Below are 13866 nucleotides of genomic sequence, written 5' to 3'. Positions count from 1 at the left end.
TCATGCCCGCCATGTTCCCCGGCGCCACCGACAGATTCCGGCCGGATCAGGACATCTACGGTTGGTTCCGCTGTGAGCGAACTACTGGTGCCCGTACGCCTCGATCTCGTCCAGGAACATCCCGGTGTTGCGGTCGTTCGTGCGCAACTTGTCGAACGTCACGCGCACCCACCGCGCGGACACCGGCGCGAAACCGACGTCGTACCAGATGTTCGACGAACCGTTCACGGAACTCTGTTGCGCCCGCTGGGTGAAGTTCGTTCCGTCCGTACTGGTCGAGACCGTGACTTGATCTGGACGGTAGTCCGGATACTCCTCGTAGGCGTGCACGCGGACCTTGGCGACCGGCTGGGCCCGGCCGAGGTCGACGGTGACCACCGGCTGCACGCTGTCGCCGACGTTCAGCAGTTCGTACCCGAAGCTCTTCCCGTCACCCCAGTCGTCGCCGAGCACACCGTCGGTCGCCTCGGTCTTCGCGGCGTCCGGGAACCGCGCGGACGGCTCGGTCCGCTCGTATGCCTTCCCGCCCGCGATGTTCGGCTGCACCAGATGACTCCCCGCCACCTCGAAGTCGCGGAGCTGGTACGGCGTCGCGCCGCCACCGGAGCTGGTGGCCTCGACCCGGATGTACCTCGCCTTCGCGTTCAGCCCGACGAAGTCGTCCGCACCATCGCCAGTCCCCTGACCCGCCTCGGCCCACTTGGCGCCGTCGTACGAGATCAGGACGCGGTACTTGTTCGCGTAGGTGCTCCCCCAGCGCAGCCGTACGCCGTCCACCTGCGCCTGCCGACCCAGATCGACCTGCACCCAGTTGGTACCTGTACCGCTCGCCGGCTGCCACGCGGTGGAGCTGTTGTGGTCCACTGCCTTCGCAGCGTCGCCACTGGACGCCGAGGCCGTGCGCACCAGGTTGTTTGGCGCTACGGGCAGCCCGGCAGCTGCGTCCAGTGCGATCGCACGGATCCGCTGCATGTAGTTCACGTCCGGCGAGTACTTGTCGCTTCGCTGCACCAGACTGGTCGCCAGGTCGTGTGCGAGACCCGGATTGGTCCTGCCGAGGTGGTTGAGGACCTCCCAGTCCTCCATACCGTCCCGCAGCGATTCGTACCGCGGTGATGCCTCGACGGTGTTGTGCACAGCGTCCGGTCTGACGATGTAGCCATCGCCCTTCACGTCCTGGTTGTCCATCTTGTACTGCCAGTTGCCGTACGCCCAGTGCAGATACCCGGTGGCGCCGCGCCCGTACGCGAGCCACATGGTCTGCCGCTGACTCCACTCCGGCTGGTCGATGAACCTGTTCAGGTGATTGCCGACCGGGATGTTGCAGTTGTAGAACCACAGCGGCTTGCCCTTGGCCCGCTCGGCGTCGAACGGCGCCGGGTTCAGGGTGTAGGTGAACAGATTCGGGATCACGATGTCCTCGGACTGCGCCACGCGCGCGGCCAGGTCGTTCACCACCGCGTCACCGATCTTGACGTCCGGCCAGTACTGCCGCAGCTTGTTCGCGACACCGAACCAGCCCGGGTCACCACCGGCCCCCGGCTCGTCGCCGACATGCATCCAGAACATGCTCAGCCAGCCCTTGTCGGCCAGGTGCTGCCGCAGCGCCGGATAGAACTGCTTGTACCAGTTCTCCGCCTCAGGCGTGTCCCACCAGACGTAGTCCGGCACCTGCTTGCCGGTCTCCTTCGGTGTCACCTCGACCAGGTACCGCGGGTACTGGCTGTTGTGGTCCTTGTTCTGCGGACCGGCGCCGGTGAAACCCTCGAGACGGTTCACCACGCCCTTGTCGACGAACCGCTGCACGACCTCGTCGAAGCGGCTGAAGCTGAACGTATAGTTGCCGTCCGCATCGACCTTGCTGCCGCCGTCGGTGAGCAGGTTCAGCAACGGCAGCTGCAGGTTGTTCTGCCGGTACTTCTTCATGGTGTCGGCCCAGTTGTCGATCAGCTGCCACCAGCCCGGTGAGTACCGGTCGTGCCCGTAGAACAGCTTCACGGTGTCGCCGTCCCCAGGGTCGTATGACGTCAGCCCGAGGAAGTTGGTCCACATCACGTTGGTGAACTGGCTCTGGTTCGCCGGCGGGATCACCACGTTGCGCGCGTTCACCGTGATCGGGACCTTCAGGTTCCCGTTCGTCGTACGGACCGTGGCGCGGCCGCGGTAGACGCCGCCCTTCGCGGTCGCAGGGACGTGCACCCGAACCCACAGCGACTGCGTCTGGTTCGCCGGTACATCGATACTCGGCTGGTTCAGCAGCCGGTCCGGGAAGTCGCCCGGTGCGGTTCGCGTGGTCGGGTACACCGCCTGATTCCCGCCGAACACCGAGTTGTGGTTCAGGTACTCGTACCCGACCGGGTTGTAGCTCAGCTCGCTCACCGGGATCGCGTCGCCCGGCCCGGTCAGCGGGCTGAAGTCGACCGTCTTCACGGTGAACGCAGCCGGCCCGCGGAGCACGATCTGCGCCGCCTCGTAGTCGTTCTTGGCGGTATCGAGCCGGATCTCGTCACGGGCGTCCGCCGACCGCCCGCTGTCCTTGAAGACCGAGCTGTACGACGTCTCGGTCCACATGCCCGGTGTCGCGCCGGCTGCTCGCGCCACAGGCGCCAGTCCGACCGTCGTCACCATCAGTCCACTCGCCACCACTACTCGTGTCCAGCGCATGCCGACCAGCCTTCGCGGCTCGGCAGGACCCGGCAATCCTCTCGGAGCAGCCCGGATAGACCAATCAGCGGAAACGCGGGCAGGTGGTGCAGGCCGTCACCTTCGGCAGCACGTAGAAGTAGCAGCACGACGTCCGGAGCTTCTGCTCCAGCGAGACTCCGAACGCGGCCGCAGCCTGTTCCGCGTACGGCGCTTCCTCGGGCAACCGGATCGCCGCTCGCACTTCGTCGTCGACGGCACCGAAGCGCTGCAACGACCCGAGCTTCACTCCGGGCTGGTAGCTGTCCAGGAACGCTGTGGTGTGGGCCTTCAGCTGTTGAGCCGCAGTGTCCAGCGGCACGACCACATCGGACAGCAACGCGACGTCGGTCGGGTAGTGCGCCGTCGGATGCCGCTTGAACGCCAACGCGGACGGGGACACGTCTGGCGACATCCCAGTGACCGCAGTGGTGACAGCCGCGACCAGTGCGGGGACCTGGACGTACCACATGAGCGTGAACATCGCCGCGACCTGGACAGGTGCCGCGATGTCGTAGTCCCGGGCGTAATCCGCTGCCGCGGCAGTGCGCCACCCGAGAGTCGGATCGCCGCCCGCCTGCTGTTCCGCGAGCAGGTCCGCGCAGGACACCCAGTCCGGTCCGGGCACCGCAGGCGCCGTACGCACGGACATCCAGCTGACCGAGTCGGCCAGCACGTCCGCCAGACGGCTCACGGTGTACGTCACCCAGTCAGCCTACGGTCAGGTACGACGACCGGCGCCCCGCCGACTTCCACGACGGTCGCCTTCAAACCGAACACGTCGGCCAGCAGATCAGCCGTCAGTACGTCGACCGGACGGCCCGCTGCTGCGATCTTCCCGTCCCCCATGACCACCAGGTGATCGGCGTACTGCGCCGCCAGCGTCAGGTCGTGCAGCACTGCCACCACAGTCCGCCCGGTGACCGCGGCCGCGTGGACCACGTTCATCACATCCACCGCGTGCGCCAGGTCCAGGTACGTCGTCGGCTCGTCGAGCAGCAGGTGCTGAGTCCCCTGGGCCAGCACCATCGCGATCCACACCCGCTGGCGCTGACCACCGGACAGCTGGTCGACAGGTCGCTCACGAAGCTCTGTCAGCTCAACGGCCTTCAGCGCCTCCTCGATCGCCGCGTCGTCGTCAGACGTCAGCCGCCCGAACAGGCCGCGATGCGGATGGCGTCCCCGCGACACCAGCTCCGCCGCAGTGATCCCTTCCGGTGTTACCGGTCCTTGCGGCAGCACACCGAGCTTCCGGGCCAGCTCACGTGCCGGCAGCTGGTGGATGTCCTTGCCGTCCAACAGCACCTGCCCACTCCGCGGCGTGAGCAGTCTGCTCATCCCCCGGAGCAGCGTGGACTTGCCGGACCCGTTAGGACCGACGATCGCCGTCAGCTGACCGGACGGCACCTCCAGCGTCAGCCCTTCGACGACAGGTACATCGGCGTCGTACGCGAGGGTCAGGTTCTCGATGTGCACTAGCGTCCCTTCTGCTGACGACCAATGAGGTGAAGCAGGTACGGCGCTCCGCACGCGGCCGTGACGACACCGACAGGCAACTCGTACGGACCGACCTGCGCCCACTGCAACCCGTTCCGAGCCAGCAGGTCAGCCAGTACGACGAACAGCGCGCCGAGCATCGCAGTGGTCAGCAAGGGCGGCCGCTCCATCCGAGTCAGCCGCTGTGCGATCTGTGGGGCGACCAACGCGACGAACGCGATCGGACCGGCGCCTGCGGTCGCCAGGGCAGCCAGCACAGTCGCGATCACCAGCAGCGCCAGTCGGATCCGCGCGACGCGGACGCCAAGGGACGAGGCAACGTCGTCGCCGAGCACCAGTGCGGACAGGTCCCGGTTGAACATCATTGCGACCGGCAATAACAGCACGACCGCTATCAGCACCGGGACCGCATCGCTCCAGGCCCGGGCGTTCAGCGAACCGGCCAGCCAGGCAGCCGCCCGGCCCGCGTCGTTCACGTCGCCGACCACCAGCAGCCAGGCGACCAGCGAGTTGGCGGCGGCCGCGATCCCGACGCCGATCAGCACCACCTTGCCCGCGTCGACCACACCACGCTGGATCGACAGCGCCCCGACGATCAGCGTCGCGATCAGCCCGCCGAGCACCGCGGCCAGCGGGATCCCGACCTTCGCCGCGACTCCGGAGATGTTGCCGCCGCCGCTGCCCGCGAGCACGATCACCGCGACGGCACCCGCGGACGCACCCGAGTTCACGCCGACGATGTCCGGACTGGCGAGCGGATTGCGCGACAGTGTCTGCAACAGCGCACCAGACACTGCGAACGCGATGCCGACCAGCAGACCGGTGGCAACCCGCGGCAGGCGCAGCTCGAGGACGACCAGCCGGGTACCGCGACGGCCACCACCGAGCAGTACTTCGACCACGTCCGCGATCGGGAGTTTCGTCGTACCGACGCTCAGGGAGACGATGGCGACGACGAGCGCGAGGGCGGCGAAGACGATGCTGAGGACAACGGTCCGCGATCTCACAGGGCCACCGCCCGGCGACGTACGACGAGCACGAACAGCGGAGCGCCGACGACCCCGAGGACCACGCCGGCCTGGACTTCACCGGCACCACCGACCAGCCGGCCGACGAGGTCCGCGAGTACCAAGCTGGTGGCGCCGATAACGCCGGCGGCCGGGATCAGCCAAGTGTTGCGGGCCCCGAAGATGCGCCGCGCGACGTGACCGGACAGCAGGCCGAGGAACCCGATCGGACCACACGCGGCGACACCGGCCGCGGTGAGCAGGCCGATCGCCCCGAGGCCGACCAGTCGCGCGCGGCGGACCGACAGACCGAGTCCGGCCGCCACGTCGTCGCCGAGGGCAAGCATGTCGAGATCCCGCGCGTTGACCGCGGCCAGCAACAGCCCGACCAGCGCGAACGGCAGCACCTGCCCGGCCACGTCGAACCCACGGCCCGCCACCGAACCGACCGCCCAGAAGCGATAGCTGTCCAACGTATCCGCGTCCAGCAGCACGATCGACGACGTCAACGCACCCAGCAACGCAGCCACCGCGGCGCCGGTCAACGCCAGCCCGACCGGCGACGCCCCACTCCCCCGCGAGGCCAACTGCTGTACGGCGAACGTCGCGATCAACGCGCCGACCAGCGCGACCCAGACCGTCGACGCAACCGACTCGACCAGCCCGAGCTGCAGCCCGAGGACGACGGCGAACGCAGCACCGGAGCTCACCCCGAAGATGCCGGGCTCGGCCAGCGCGTTCCGGGTGTGCCCCTGCATCAACGTGCCGGCGATCCCGAGACACAGACCGATGAGCAGGGCAACGACCGTCCGCGGGAAGCGCAGGTTGCGGATGATCACGTCCGGGTCGGACCCGGTGTTCGCGGTCAGCGCGTGCCACAAGGCGCCCGGGCCGAGCCAGCGCGAACCGAACGCGAGGCTGGCCGCGAACGCCAGCACGGCAACGACGACGAGGGCGAGCAGCCAGGAGGTACGTCGTACCGCACGACTCGCAGTGCGCGGTGCCGACGGGGCGGCGGAGGACATATGGTTAGGTTTGCCTTACTTCGTGAGGACCTGAGTCACCTTAACCTGTGCCTGGAGACACCTGTGCGCTTGCCCCGCATCACCGCCCTGCTCGCTGCCGCCGCGCTCGCGCTGACCGCCTGTGGATCGTCGGACTCCGGCGACTCGAAGGCCGCCGCCGACTCGACCGCGGGCTTCCCGCGCACCGTCGAGCACGCCATGGGCAAGACCGAGATCAAGACCAAACCGAAGCGGGTGGTCGCGCTCGACGCCAGCTTCGTGGACGCGACGCTGATCCTGGACACCCCGGTCGTCGGCTACACCGACTACCGCAGCATCAACGGGAAGCTGCCGGAGTACCTCGGCGAGGACGCGACCAAGTACGGCTCCGAGGCGCAGGCCGTCGGCACGCTGGCCGAACCGAACCTGGAGAAGATCGCCGAGCTGAACCCGGACCTGATCGTGACCGCGAAGGTCCGGCACGAGAAGCTCTACGACCAGCTGTCCGCGATCGCGCCGACGATCATGTCCGAGACCACCGGGGCGACCTGGAAGGACAACATCCGGATGGAGGCGAAGGCGCTCGGCGAGGAAGACCTCGCGGAGAAGGAGATCACGTCGTACGAGAAGTCGGCCAAGACCGTCGGTGACGCGATCAACGCCAAGGCCAACAACCCGACGATCTCGGTGGTCCGGTTCGTCGACGGGCCGACCCGGCTCTACCAGAACGCGAGCTTCTCCGGGATCGTGCTGAAGGACGCCGGCCTGAAGCGGCCGAAGCCCCAGGACGTGAACGACTTCGCGCTGGAGATCAGCCCGGAACGCATCAAGGACGCCGACGGCGACGCGATCTTCGTCACCCAGTACGCCGACGAGAAGGGGCTGAGCGCGAAGACGGCGGCCCAGTTCAAGGCCAACCCGCTGTGGAAGCCGCTCGCCGCCAAGGTCCACGAGGTCCCCGACCTCACCTGGATGACCGCGGTCGGGCTCCAGGGCGCGTGGGCGATCCTGACCGACCTCGCCAAGACCTTCGACGTCGCGGCACCCGTCAAGGGCGCTTAGCTAGGGTGCCGGTATGACGGCGCTCACTCGATGGCATGTCGGTCCGTGGACGACGCGCGGGACCCGCCCCGGCGAGGAGTTCGTGCCGGGGCGGAAGCGGACGCCCGACGAGCTGAACTTCGACATCGTGGGGTTGTCGCGGATCGTCGGGCGGCGGCAGTCGTTGCCCGAGGAGATGCTGATGCGGCGCTGCCAGGGCGCGTTGCGTCCGACGGATCCGCGACTGTGCGGTGTGCAGACCTTGGATGCCGAGCTGGCCGCCGAGCTCGGCGAGGTTGCCGAGCAGGCCTTCAGCTGGCTCACCACGCGAGCTCCCGCGGGGTACCGCTTCGTGCGGACGGACGCCGTCGAGTTGATCCCTTCCCTCGACCTCGAGGCCGAGGTCGTGGCCGTCGAAACGGTGCTCGAGCTCGCCGGCACGCACTTGCCCGCCGGTCGTCTGGCCACGGCTCATGTACGACGGTCCGCGGCCGGCGACTGGTACGCCGGGGACGCGGTGTGCAACTGGTCCGGTCCCCACGAGAACGCCGACGCGGCAGTCGCCGCGGTCCAACAGGCTCGCGCCGCGCTGATCGAACAGCTCCGAGCAGCCGGCCGAGGAGACCTCGCCGGAACGGCCGACCGCTGGCCGGCCGTTCCGGTGGAATCCACCTAGGCGAGATGCGCCGGCGTCCAGTTAGGCGGGGTGTGTTGGCGCCGGGGCGGCGGCCAGGTGTTTCTGGAGGAAGCTGAGCTCGGCCTCGACGACCTGGGCGTGCGCCGCCAGGAACGGGGCGTAGTGGTTGCCGGGGACCTGAAGGACCGTGGCCTTCGGCGTGGTGGCGGCTGCCTTCAGCGTGGGTGCTGCCAACGCTGACTGATCGTCCGCGCAGACGACGTACAGGATCGGGCAGCGGGCGTCGGCGGCGTACTTGGTGGGGCGGTAGAACACGGCCGGCAGGACCGACCGCGCGGCGATCGCCTGCTGCCAGTCGGGGTACCGGTTGTCCGGGTTGAGGGTCGCGTCGCTCAGCTGGGCGTCCGGCGTGTTGAGCAGCGCGACGGTCCCGGGCGGCCCGGCGAGATCCACCAACCGCGGCGGACGACCGAACAGCCCACCGACTGTGTCGAGCAACGCGCGACCGAACAACCTGAGCGCCGACCACGGCGTCTGATAGCGGGACGCGTTGCGCGCGACCACCGGCCCGTCGACGTTCGCGGACTGTGCGATCGCCGCCGCCAGACCGAGATCCTCGGCGGCCAACTGCACGACGTACCCGCCGGCCAGCGAGAACGCCCAGATGGCGACCCGCTCCACCTCCGGAAGTGTCTTCGCGTAGGCGATCGCCGCCCGCCAGTCGGCGAGCTGATCCGTCACCCGGGCGACCTGCCGGGGCTGACCTTCACTCTCGCCGAAGTGCCGATGGTCGAACGCCAGCACACTGAACCCCGCCGCGGCGAACTGCTCCGCGAACCGGTCCGTCCCCGGCTCCTTCGTAACTCCGAAGCCGCCGGTCATCACCACGCACCCACCGTTGGTTCCCGGGTAGTGCCAGGCGGCGCACGCGACGCCCGCACTCGGGAAGCTCACCTTCTCACGCATACCTGAAGTGAACCACGTGGTTCGCAAACTGTCTACGCTTGTTCCTCACGCTCCAGCGCCCGCACCAGCGCCTCGAACCCGGCCTCGATCCCGTCCGAGTCGCCACTCGTGCGCCACTCGATCAGGAATCCGCGCAACGTCGCGAGGACCAACTCCGCCACCTCACGCTTCCGCGCCTCCGGCCAGCTCGCCGGACAGATCGACAGCAGCGCCGGCAGGTACTGGCGTGACGCGGACCGCGCGAGGTCGGCGTACCGGCCGGCGTCGTACATCGCGAGCCCGATCGCCTGGTCGAGCACCCAGGACTCGGCTCCGATCAGGGTCGGCCACATCGACCGCACCCGATCCGCCAACGTTCGCTCCGCCGCCCCACCCGTCGCCGCCTCGAGCGCCCGCGTGATGCGCCGCTCGCGCAACTGCAGGACCGCCTGCGTCAGCAGGTCCTCGGTTCCCTCGAAGTGGTACAGCAGCACCTTGTGCGTCGTACCGGCCGCTTTCGCCGCGCGCCGGAGCGAGAAGTCGACGAGCCCGTTCGTCCCGAGCTCGTCCGCGACCTTGTCCAGCAGATCCTTGCGCCGCGCCTCTCCGCGCGGTGACTTCGCTGACCGTCGATACCCCGTGCGTTCCTCAGTCACCCCGCCAGTATCAGTGACGCCGTCCACGTCCGCAGGTACTTCGTCAGCTCGGCAGCGTCATCGGTGATCGCAGCGACGTACCCGTCCGGCCGGATCAGCACGTACCCCGACCGCGGGTAACTGTTGCCCTCGACATCGATCGCGACCGCGCCGTCGACTGCCGGAACCCCGATCGCCAGCAGCGTGAACCGCCGCTCGCGGAACAGGTCGAACAGCCGCACAGTCCGCCCATCGGCCGTCCGCCCGATCCCGTCCGGCGCGGTGTCACCGGGCCGCAGCCCACGCCGCCGCTTACCCGGAACGGTCAGCGGCGACTCGTGGTACCGCGGGTGATCGTTGCGGCCGCGCTTGTTCATGCCGGCCAGGAACCGCTTCACGATGTGCGGCAGGATCGGCCGCAGGAACCGCGGCGGCGTGGTCGCCGACGCGAACCGGCGGTCACTCTCCTCGAGGATCGCCCGCCCGACCGGCAGCCGTTCCTCCTCGTAGGTGTCGAGCAGTGCCTCCGGCGCGCCCCGCAGTACCAGCGCCAACTTCCACGCGAGGTTGTACGCGTCCTGTACGCCGGTGTTCAGCCCGAACGCCCCGAACGGACTGTGCACGTGCGCCGCGTCACCTGCCAGAAACACTCGCCCGACCCGGTACCGCGACGCCATCCGCAGGCTGTACCGCCATACCGACAGCCAGCGCGGGTTGCTCACCCGCAGCGTGTCGATCCCGCTGCGCTCCACCACCGCGCGCTGCAACCACTCCAGCGACGGCTCCTCGTCCGCGCCGATCGACGCGATCGCCTGCCACGGCTCCCCCTCGCGGTACGGCCGCAACGCCAGCATCTGCTGATTCCCACCCCAGATGTGAACGGCGTGATCCGGCAGCCCGGTCACGTCGACGTCGGCCAACAATGCCCGGGCGTCCTCTTCGGTCCGCCCGTCGAAGGCGATCCCGAGCGCCTTCCGCACCGAACTTCGGCCCCCGTCGCACCCCACGAGGTACGCCGCTCGCTCCTGCCTACCGTCCTCGAACGTCACCACCACCGAGGAGCCCTCGTCGACGAACCCGGTGACCGTCGTACCGAACTCCACCGAAACGCCGCGGCGCTCGAGCCCGTCGCGGAGGATCTGCTCGGTGCGCCACTGCGGCAGCGACACGTAGTTCGGGAACGGTCTGGCCGGCGTCGGCGGATCGGGCTCGATCGTGAAGTCCGCGAGCAAGGCGCCGCCGAGATGCACCTTGGTCCGCCCGTTGGTCCCGGTCGCGGCGACGAACTCGTCCGCGACGCCGAAGCTCTCGAAGATCTCCAGCGTGCGCGGCTTGATCCCGAACCCGCGCGATCCCGGCTGCGGGCCCGGCGACCGGTCGACGATCCGCACCGAGAGTCCCCACCGGCTCAGCTCCGTCGCCACCGTCAGCCCGGTCGGCCCGGCTCCCACCACCAGCACATCCACCATCGGTCGGCTCCCCTCAGCTCATCGTGAGGTCACCACATTAATGTCAACTTGTACATGTCAACAATGACATGTGTCATGGTACGGTCGCGGCATGTCGTTGCGTCACGGCCTGCTCGGTCTGCTCGACCAGGCGCCGGCCACCGGGTACGAGCTGACCAAGTCGTTCGAGGAGATCAGCCAGTGGGCCTGGCACGCCTCGCACAGCCACATCTATCCGGAGCTCCGCAAGATGCTGGACGCCGGACTGATCGAGGTCGTCGACGAGCAGTCCCGGAACCGGAAGCGGTACGGCATCACGCCGGCCGGCCGCGACGAACTGCGACGCTGGATGCTCGAACCGACCGACGAGGTGGTCCGCAGCGGCGCCGCCCTCCGCCTGTTCCTGGTCGGCTCACTCGAACCGGACGAGGCGCGCGCGTTCTTGCAGCAGACCATCGACCAGACCGAACGCCGCCTGGAAGCCCTGGAAGCGCAGATCGAGGAGGCCGGCCCGGAGTGGCGCGCCGACCCGCTGGCCTTCGGCCGCCTCGCCGCCGAACGCGGCCGCCACATGCTCCCCGCCCTCCGCGACTGGGCGAAATGGGGCCTGGAGCAGCTCGAATCTAAGTGAAGCTCGCGGCGAAGTAGCCCACGCCGTACGGCGCTGCGTCGTACAGCAGCTGGCCCGTCAGGCCGGTGGCTTGCAGTGCGCCGGCCAGGACCTGCCAGGGTCCGCGGCCGGCCGCTTGGAGGACGGTCGCGAGATCGGGATCCAGCGCGGCGAGCACCTCGAGATCCGTTTCCTGCAAGGCCTTGGCGACTGTTGCGTCGAAGATCTCGGCGCGTGGATGCAGGTGCACCGGCGCGTGGTCGCTGCGCCGGGCCGAGCCGTCGCCCATCACCAGCAGACCCACCCGATCGCCTGCGGCGATCTCCCTGCCGATCTCCAGACACCGCGTCGGCGTCTCGTCCGCGGCGACTGCGACGTACGTCCGCGGCACCCCGGCGGCTTTGGACTGTTCGAGCAGCCAACCGCCGACCGTCAACGACAGCGGCAGGACGGGCGCGCCGGTCCCGATCCGCACCTCCGGCGCACCGTACGGGCCGAACGAGCCGCCCGCGTCGGCGTCGTACGTTGCCGCTGCGGGCGCCGAGCCGACGACGATCAGGCTGGAGACGTCCGCGAAGGCATCGACCGCCGTCAGGCAGGCGGCGCGCAGTGGATCGAGTTCCGGCGCGGCACCGAAGGCGAGCTCGGGCACGATGATCGGCGGGTGCGGACAGACGGCCGCTGCGACGACTGGCACTAGCGCGGCTCCCGACCGTGCCGCAGGAACAGGAACCCGTCCTCCGTGGAGAGGACGTGCAGCAACGACAACGCCCGTGCCTCGGTGGCCGCCAGACCGTCGGTGATCCGGCGCGCTCCCGGGCCGGCGAGCAGCGGCGACACGGTCAGGCACAGCTCGTCGACCAGGTCGGCATCGGTGAGCGAACCCAGCAGGTGCGGACCGCCCTCACAGAGGATCTGCGTCAGGCCACGCTCGCGTAGCGCATCCACGGCCGCGGTCAGGTCGACGGCGTCGTCGCCGCACACCAGCACGTCCGCGACCTCAGCAAGGGCGTCGCGCTGATCTTCCGGAGACGCCGCGCACGTTATGACGATCGGCCGCGTCGGCGCCTCGGTGAAGACCGGACTGTCGGCCGCCAGCTCGAGCCGTGCACTGACGACCGCGAGGGTGGGGTTCTCGGGCCATCCGTGATCCGCACGCCAGGCCCGCCGCTTCGCGCCGAGGCGCAGACCGCCGTACCCCTCCGCGCGCAGCGTGCCGGCGCCGACCAGGACGACGTCGGCGAGCATCCGGAGCCGGCCGAGCATGTTCTGGTCGTCCTTGCTGGACAGACCACCGGACAGGCCTTCGAGGGTTACCGCGCCGTCGAGGCTGGTGACGAAGTTGGCCCGCAGCCGGAGAACGGAACGGTCGGCCACGGTATAGGCGGCGATCAGCTCGTCCTCGGTGAGCTCGGTCCCGGCGGCACGGTCGTGGATCACACCAGACTCCTTCGGGTGTACGCGGGGGTCGCGGTCTTCTGCAGTACGGCGACCAGGTCGAGCGCCTGCCGGACACCGGCGACGTCGTGGACCCGGAACACCCGGGCGCCGAGCCACGCCGCAACGCTCACCGCGGCCAGCGTCGCCGGACCGCGGCGGCCGGACGGCAGGTCCAGCGTCTCGCCGAGGAAGTCCTTGTTCGACATCGCCATCAGCACCGGCCAGCCGGTCGCCGCGAGTTCGTCGGCCCGCCGGGTCACCTCGAGCGAGTGCAGGGTGTTCTTCCCGAAGTCGTGCGTCGGGTCGATGACGATGCCGTCCGCGCGGACACCGGCCGCGATCGCCCGCTCCGCCAGCGCGGTGGTCGTCCGGATCACGTCCGCGACCACGTCGTCGTACGCCATCCGGTGCGGGTCGGTGCGCGGTTTGAGACCGCCGACGTGACTGCAGACCAGGCCCGCGCCGACCTCGCCGGCCGCTCCGGCGAGCTCGGGATCGTGACCGGACCAGGTGTCGTTGATCAGGTTCGCGCCGGCCGCGCCGACCCGGCGGGCGACGCCGCTACGGTACGTGTCCACGCTGATCAGGAGTTCCGGGTGCCGCTCCCGCACCGTGGCGACGAAATCGACCGTCCGGCGCAGTTCCTCCGCCTCGTCGACGGGCTCGCCGTACCCGGCCTTGACGCCGCCGATGTCGACCAGATCCGCACCGTCGGCGACCGCCTGGTCGATCGCACTGAGGGCCGCCTCGGTCGCGTACGTCGCGCCGCCGTCGAAGAACGAGTCCGGGGTCCGGTTCACGATCGCCATCACGGCGAACTCACCCACCCCGAACGACCGGCTGCCCAGCCGGAGTACCCCGTCACGCTCGTCCGCCACAGCCCCGACTCTATCCGGGCGGCTGTCCGCCGACCGGCCACC

At 69.2% G+C, this 13866-nt stretch carries 14 protein-coding genes; 3 read left to right on the top strand and 11 right to left on the bottom strand.

Annotation, left to right across the window (positions count from 1 at the left end):
- Positions 1–81: 81 nt before the first annotated feature.
- From AC0662_RS38040 to AC0662_RS38020, 5 genes are all read right to left on the bottom strand, one after another.
- Positions 82–2664, bottom strand: coding sequence for a glycoside hydrolase domain-containing protein (locus AC0662_RS38040; protein ID WP_478306759.1), 2583 nt, complete (start codon positions 2662–2664; stop codon positions 82–84).
- 64 nt (positions 2665–2728) lie between these two features.
- Positions 2729–3388: a (2Fe-2S)-binding protein gene (locus AC0662_RS38035; protein ID WP_478306757.1), complete on the bottom strand. Its 660-nt coding sequence runs from the start codon at positions 3386–3388 to the stop codon at positions 2729–2731.
- Positions 3385–4158 carry an ABC transporter ATP-binding protein gene (locus tag AC0662_RS38030; protein ID WP_452200047.1) on the bottom strand — a complete coding sequence of 258 codons (774 nt, stop codon included), beginning with the start codon at positions 4156–4158 and terminating at the stop codon, positions 3385–3387. Before AC0662_RS38030 ends, AC0662_RS38035 begins: the two co-directional genes overlap by 4 nt.
- Positions 4158–5186: a FecCD family ABC transporter permease gene (locus AC0662_RS38025; protein ID WP_478306755.1), complete on the bottom strand. Its 1029-nt coding sequence runs from the start codon at positions 5184–5186 to the stop codon at positions 4158–4160. Before AC0662_RS38025 ends, AC0662_RS38030 begins: the two co-directional genes overlap by 1 nt.
- Positions 5183–6211 (bottom strand): FecCD family ABC transporter permease, encoded by a 1029-nt coding sequence (locus AC0662_RS38020; RefSeq protein WP_478306753.1) that lies wholly within the window; start codon positions 6209–6211, stop codon positions 5183–5185. The genes AC0662_RS38025 and AC0662_RS38020 overlap by 4 nt, the downstream gene beginning before the upstream one ends.
- Before the next feature lie 63 nt (positions 6212–6274).
- Here AC0662_RS38020 and AC0662_RS38015 point away from each other — a divergent pair, with 63 nt between their 5' ends.
- Together AC0662_RS38015 and AC0662_RS38010 are read left to right on the top strand one after the other, a co-directional pair.
- The gene (locus tag AC0662_RS38015; protein ID WP_478306751.1) at positions 6275–7252 is read left to right on the top strand and encodes an ABC transporter substrate-binding protein; all 978 of its coding nucleotides are present in this window, start codon (positions 6275–6277) and stop codon (positions 7250–7252) included.
- 13 nt (positions 7253–7265) lie between these two features.
- Complete coding sequence (locus AC0662_RS38010) at positions 7266–7907, top strand: hypothetical protein (protein WP_478306749.1); 642 nt, start codon at positions 7266–7268, stop codon at positions 7905–7907.
- A 21-nt stretch (positions 7908–7928) separates the two neighbouring features.
- Here AC0662_RS38010 and AC0662_RS38005 read toward each other — a convergent pair whose 3' ends face one another.
- From AC0662_RS38005 to AC0662_RS37995, 3 genes are read right to left on the bottom strand one after another with little or no spacing between them, the layout of a single operon-like run.
- A complete protein-coding gene (locus tag AC0662_RS38005) occupies positions 7929–8834 on the bottom strand; it encodes an alpha/beta hydrolase (protein WP_478306747.1) in 906 nt (301 codons plus the stop codon).
- 32 nt (positions 8835–8866) lie between these two features.
- The gene (locus AC0662_RS38000) at positions 8867–9469 is read right to left on the bottom strand and encodes a TetR/AcrR family transcriptional regulator (RefSeq protein WP_478306745.1); all 603 of its coding nucleotides are present in this window, start codon (positions 9467–9469) and stop codon (positions 8867–8869) included.
- On the bottom strand, positions 9466–10917 hold the full coding sequence (locus tag AC0662_RS37995; protein ID WP_478306743.1) for an FAD-dependent monooxygenase: 1452 nt from the start codon (positions 10915–10917) through the stop codon (positions 9466–9468). Before AC0662_RS37995 ends, AC0662_RS38000 begins: the two co-directional genes overlap by 4 nt.
- A gap of 91 nt (positions 10918–11008) precedes the next feature.
- Here AC0662_RS37995 and AC0662_RS37990 point away from each other — a divergent pair, with 91 nt between their 5' ends.
- Positions 11009–11527: a PadR family transcriptional regulator gene (locus tag AC0662_RS37990; protein ID WP_452200033.1), complete on the top strand. Its 519-nt coding sequence runs from the start codon at positions 11009–11011 to the stop codon at positions 11525–11527.
- On the opposite strand, the gene AC0662_RS37985 is transcribed toward AC0662_RS37990, so the two are convergent.
- Genes AC0662_RS37985 through folP form a run of 3 tightly spaced genes read right to left on the bottom strand, consistent with a single transcriptional unit; the run spans position 11520 to position 13824 of the window.
- Entirely contained in the window at positions 11520–12203 is a 684-nt protein-coding gene (locus AC0662_RS37985; protein WP_452200031.1) for a class III extradiol dioxygenase subunit B-like domain-containing protein, read from the bottom strand. The two genes, AC0662_RS37990 and AC0662_RS37985, sit on opposite strands and share 8 nt — an antisense overlap.
- Entirely contained in the window at positions 12203–12946 is a 744-nt protein-coding gene (locus tag AC0662_RS37980) for a pyrimidine reductase family protein (RefSeq protein WP_478306740.1), read from the bottom strand. The genes AC0662_RS37985 and AC0662_RS37980 overlap by 1 nt, the downstream gene beginning before the upstream one ends.
- Positions 12943–13824, bottom strand: coding sequence for a dihydropteroate synthase (folP, locus tag AC0662_RS37975; protein ID WP_478306738.1), 882 nt, complete (start codon positions 13822–13824; stop codon positions 12943–12945). The genes AC0662_RS37980 and folP overlap by 4 nt, the downstream gene beginning before the upstream one ends.
- Positions 13825–13866: the final 42 nt, after the last annotated feature.

It is taken from the genome of Kribbella sp. NPDC043289, assembly GCF_056436705.1.
Note: the sequence above shows the minus strand (reverse complement) of the source record. Positions and strands in the feature narration are given on the sequence as shown.

Excerpts from the sequence above, each read along its gene's own strand:
- AC0662_RS37995 (WP_478306743.1), bottom strand. The coding sequence starts at position 10,917 with ATGGTGGATGTGCTGGTGGTGGGAGCCGGGCCGACCGGGCTGACGGTG.
- AC0662_RS38010 (WP_478306749.1), top strand. The coding sequence starts at position 7,266 with ATGACGGCGCTCACTCGATGGCATGTCGGTCCGTGGACGACGCGCGGG.
- AC0662_RS38005 (WP_478306747.1), bottom strand. The coding sequence starts at position 8,834 with ATGCGTGAGAAGGTGAGCTTCCCGAGTGCGGGCGTCGCGTGCGCCGCC.
- AC0662_RS37990 (WP_452200033.1), top strand. The coding sequence starts at position 11,009 with ATGTCGTTGCGTCACGGCCTGCTCGGTCTGCTCGACCAGGCGCCGGCC.
- AC0662_RS38040 (WP_478306759.1), bottom strand. The coding sequence starts at position 2,664 with ATGCGCTGGACACGAGTAGTGGTGGCGAGTGGACTGATGGTGACGACG.
- AC0662_RS38020 (WP_478306753.1), bottom strand. The coding sequence starts at position 6,211 with ATGTCCTCCGCCGCCCCGTCGGCACCGCGCACTGCGAGTCGTGCGGTA.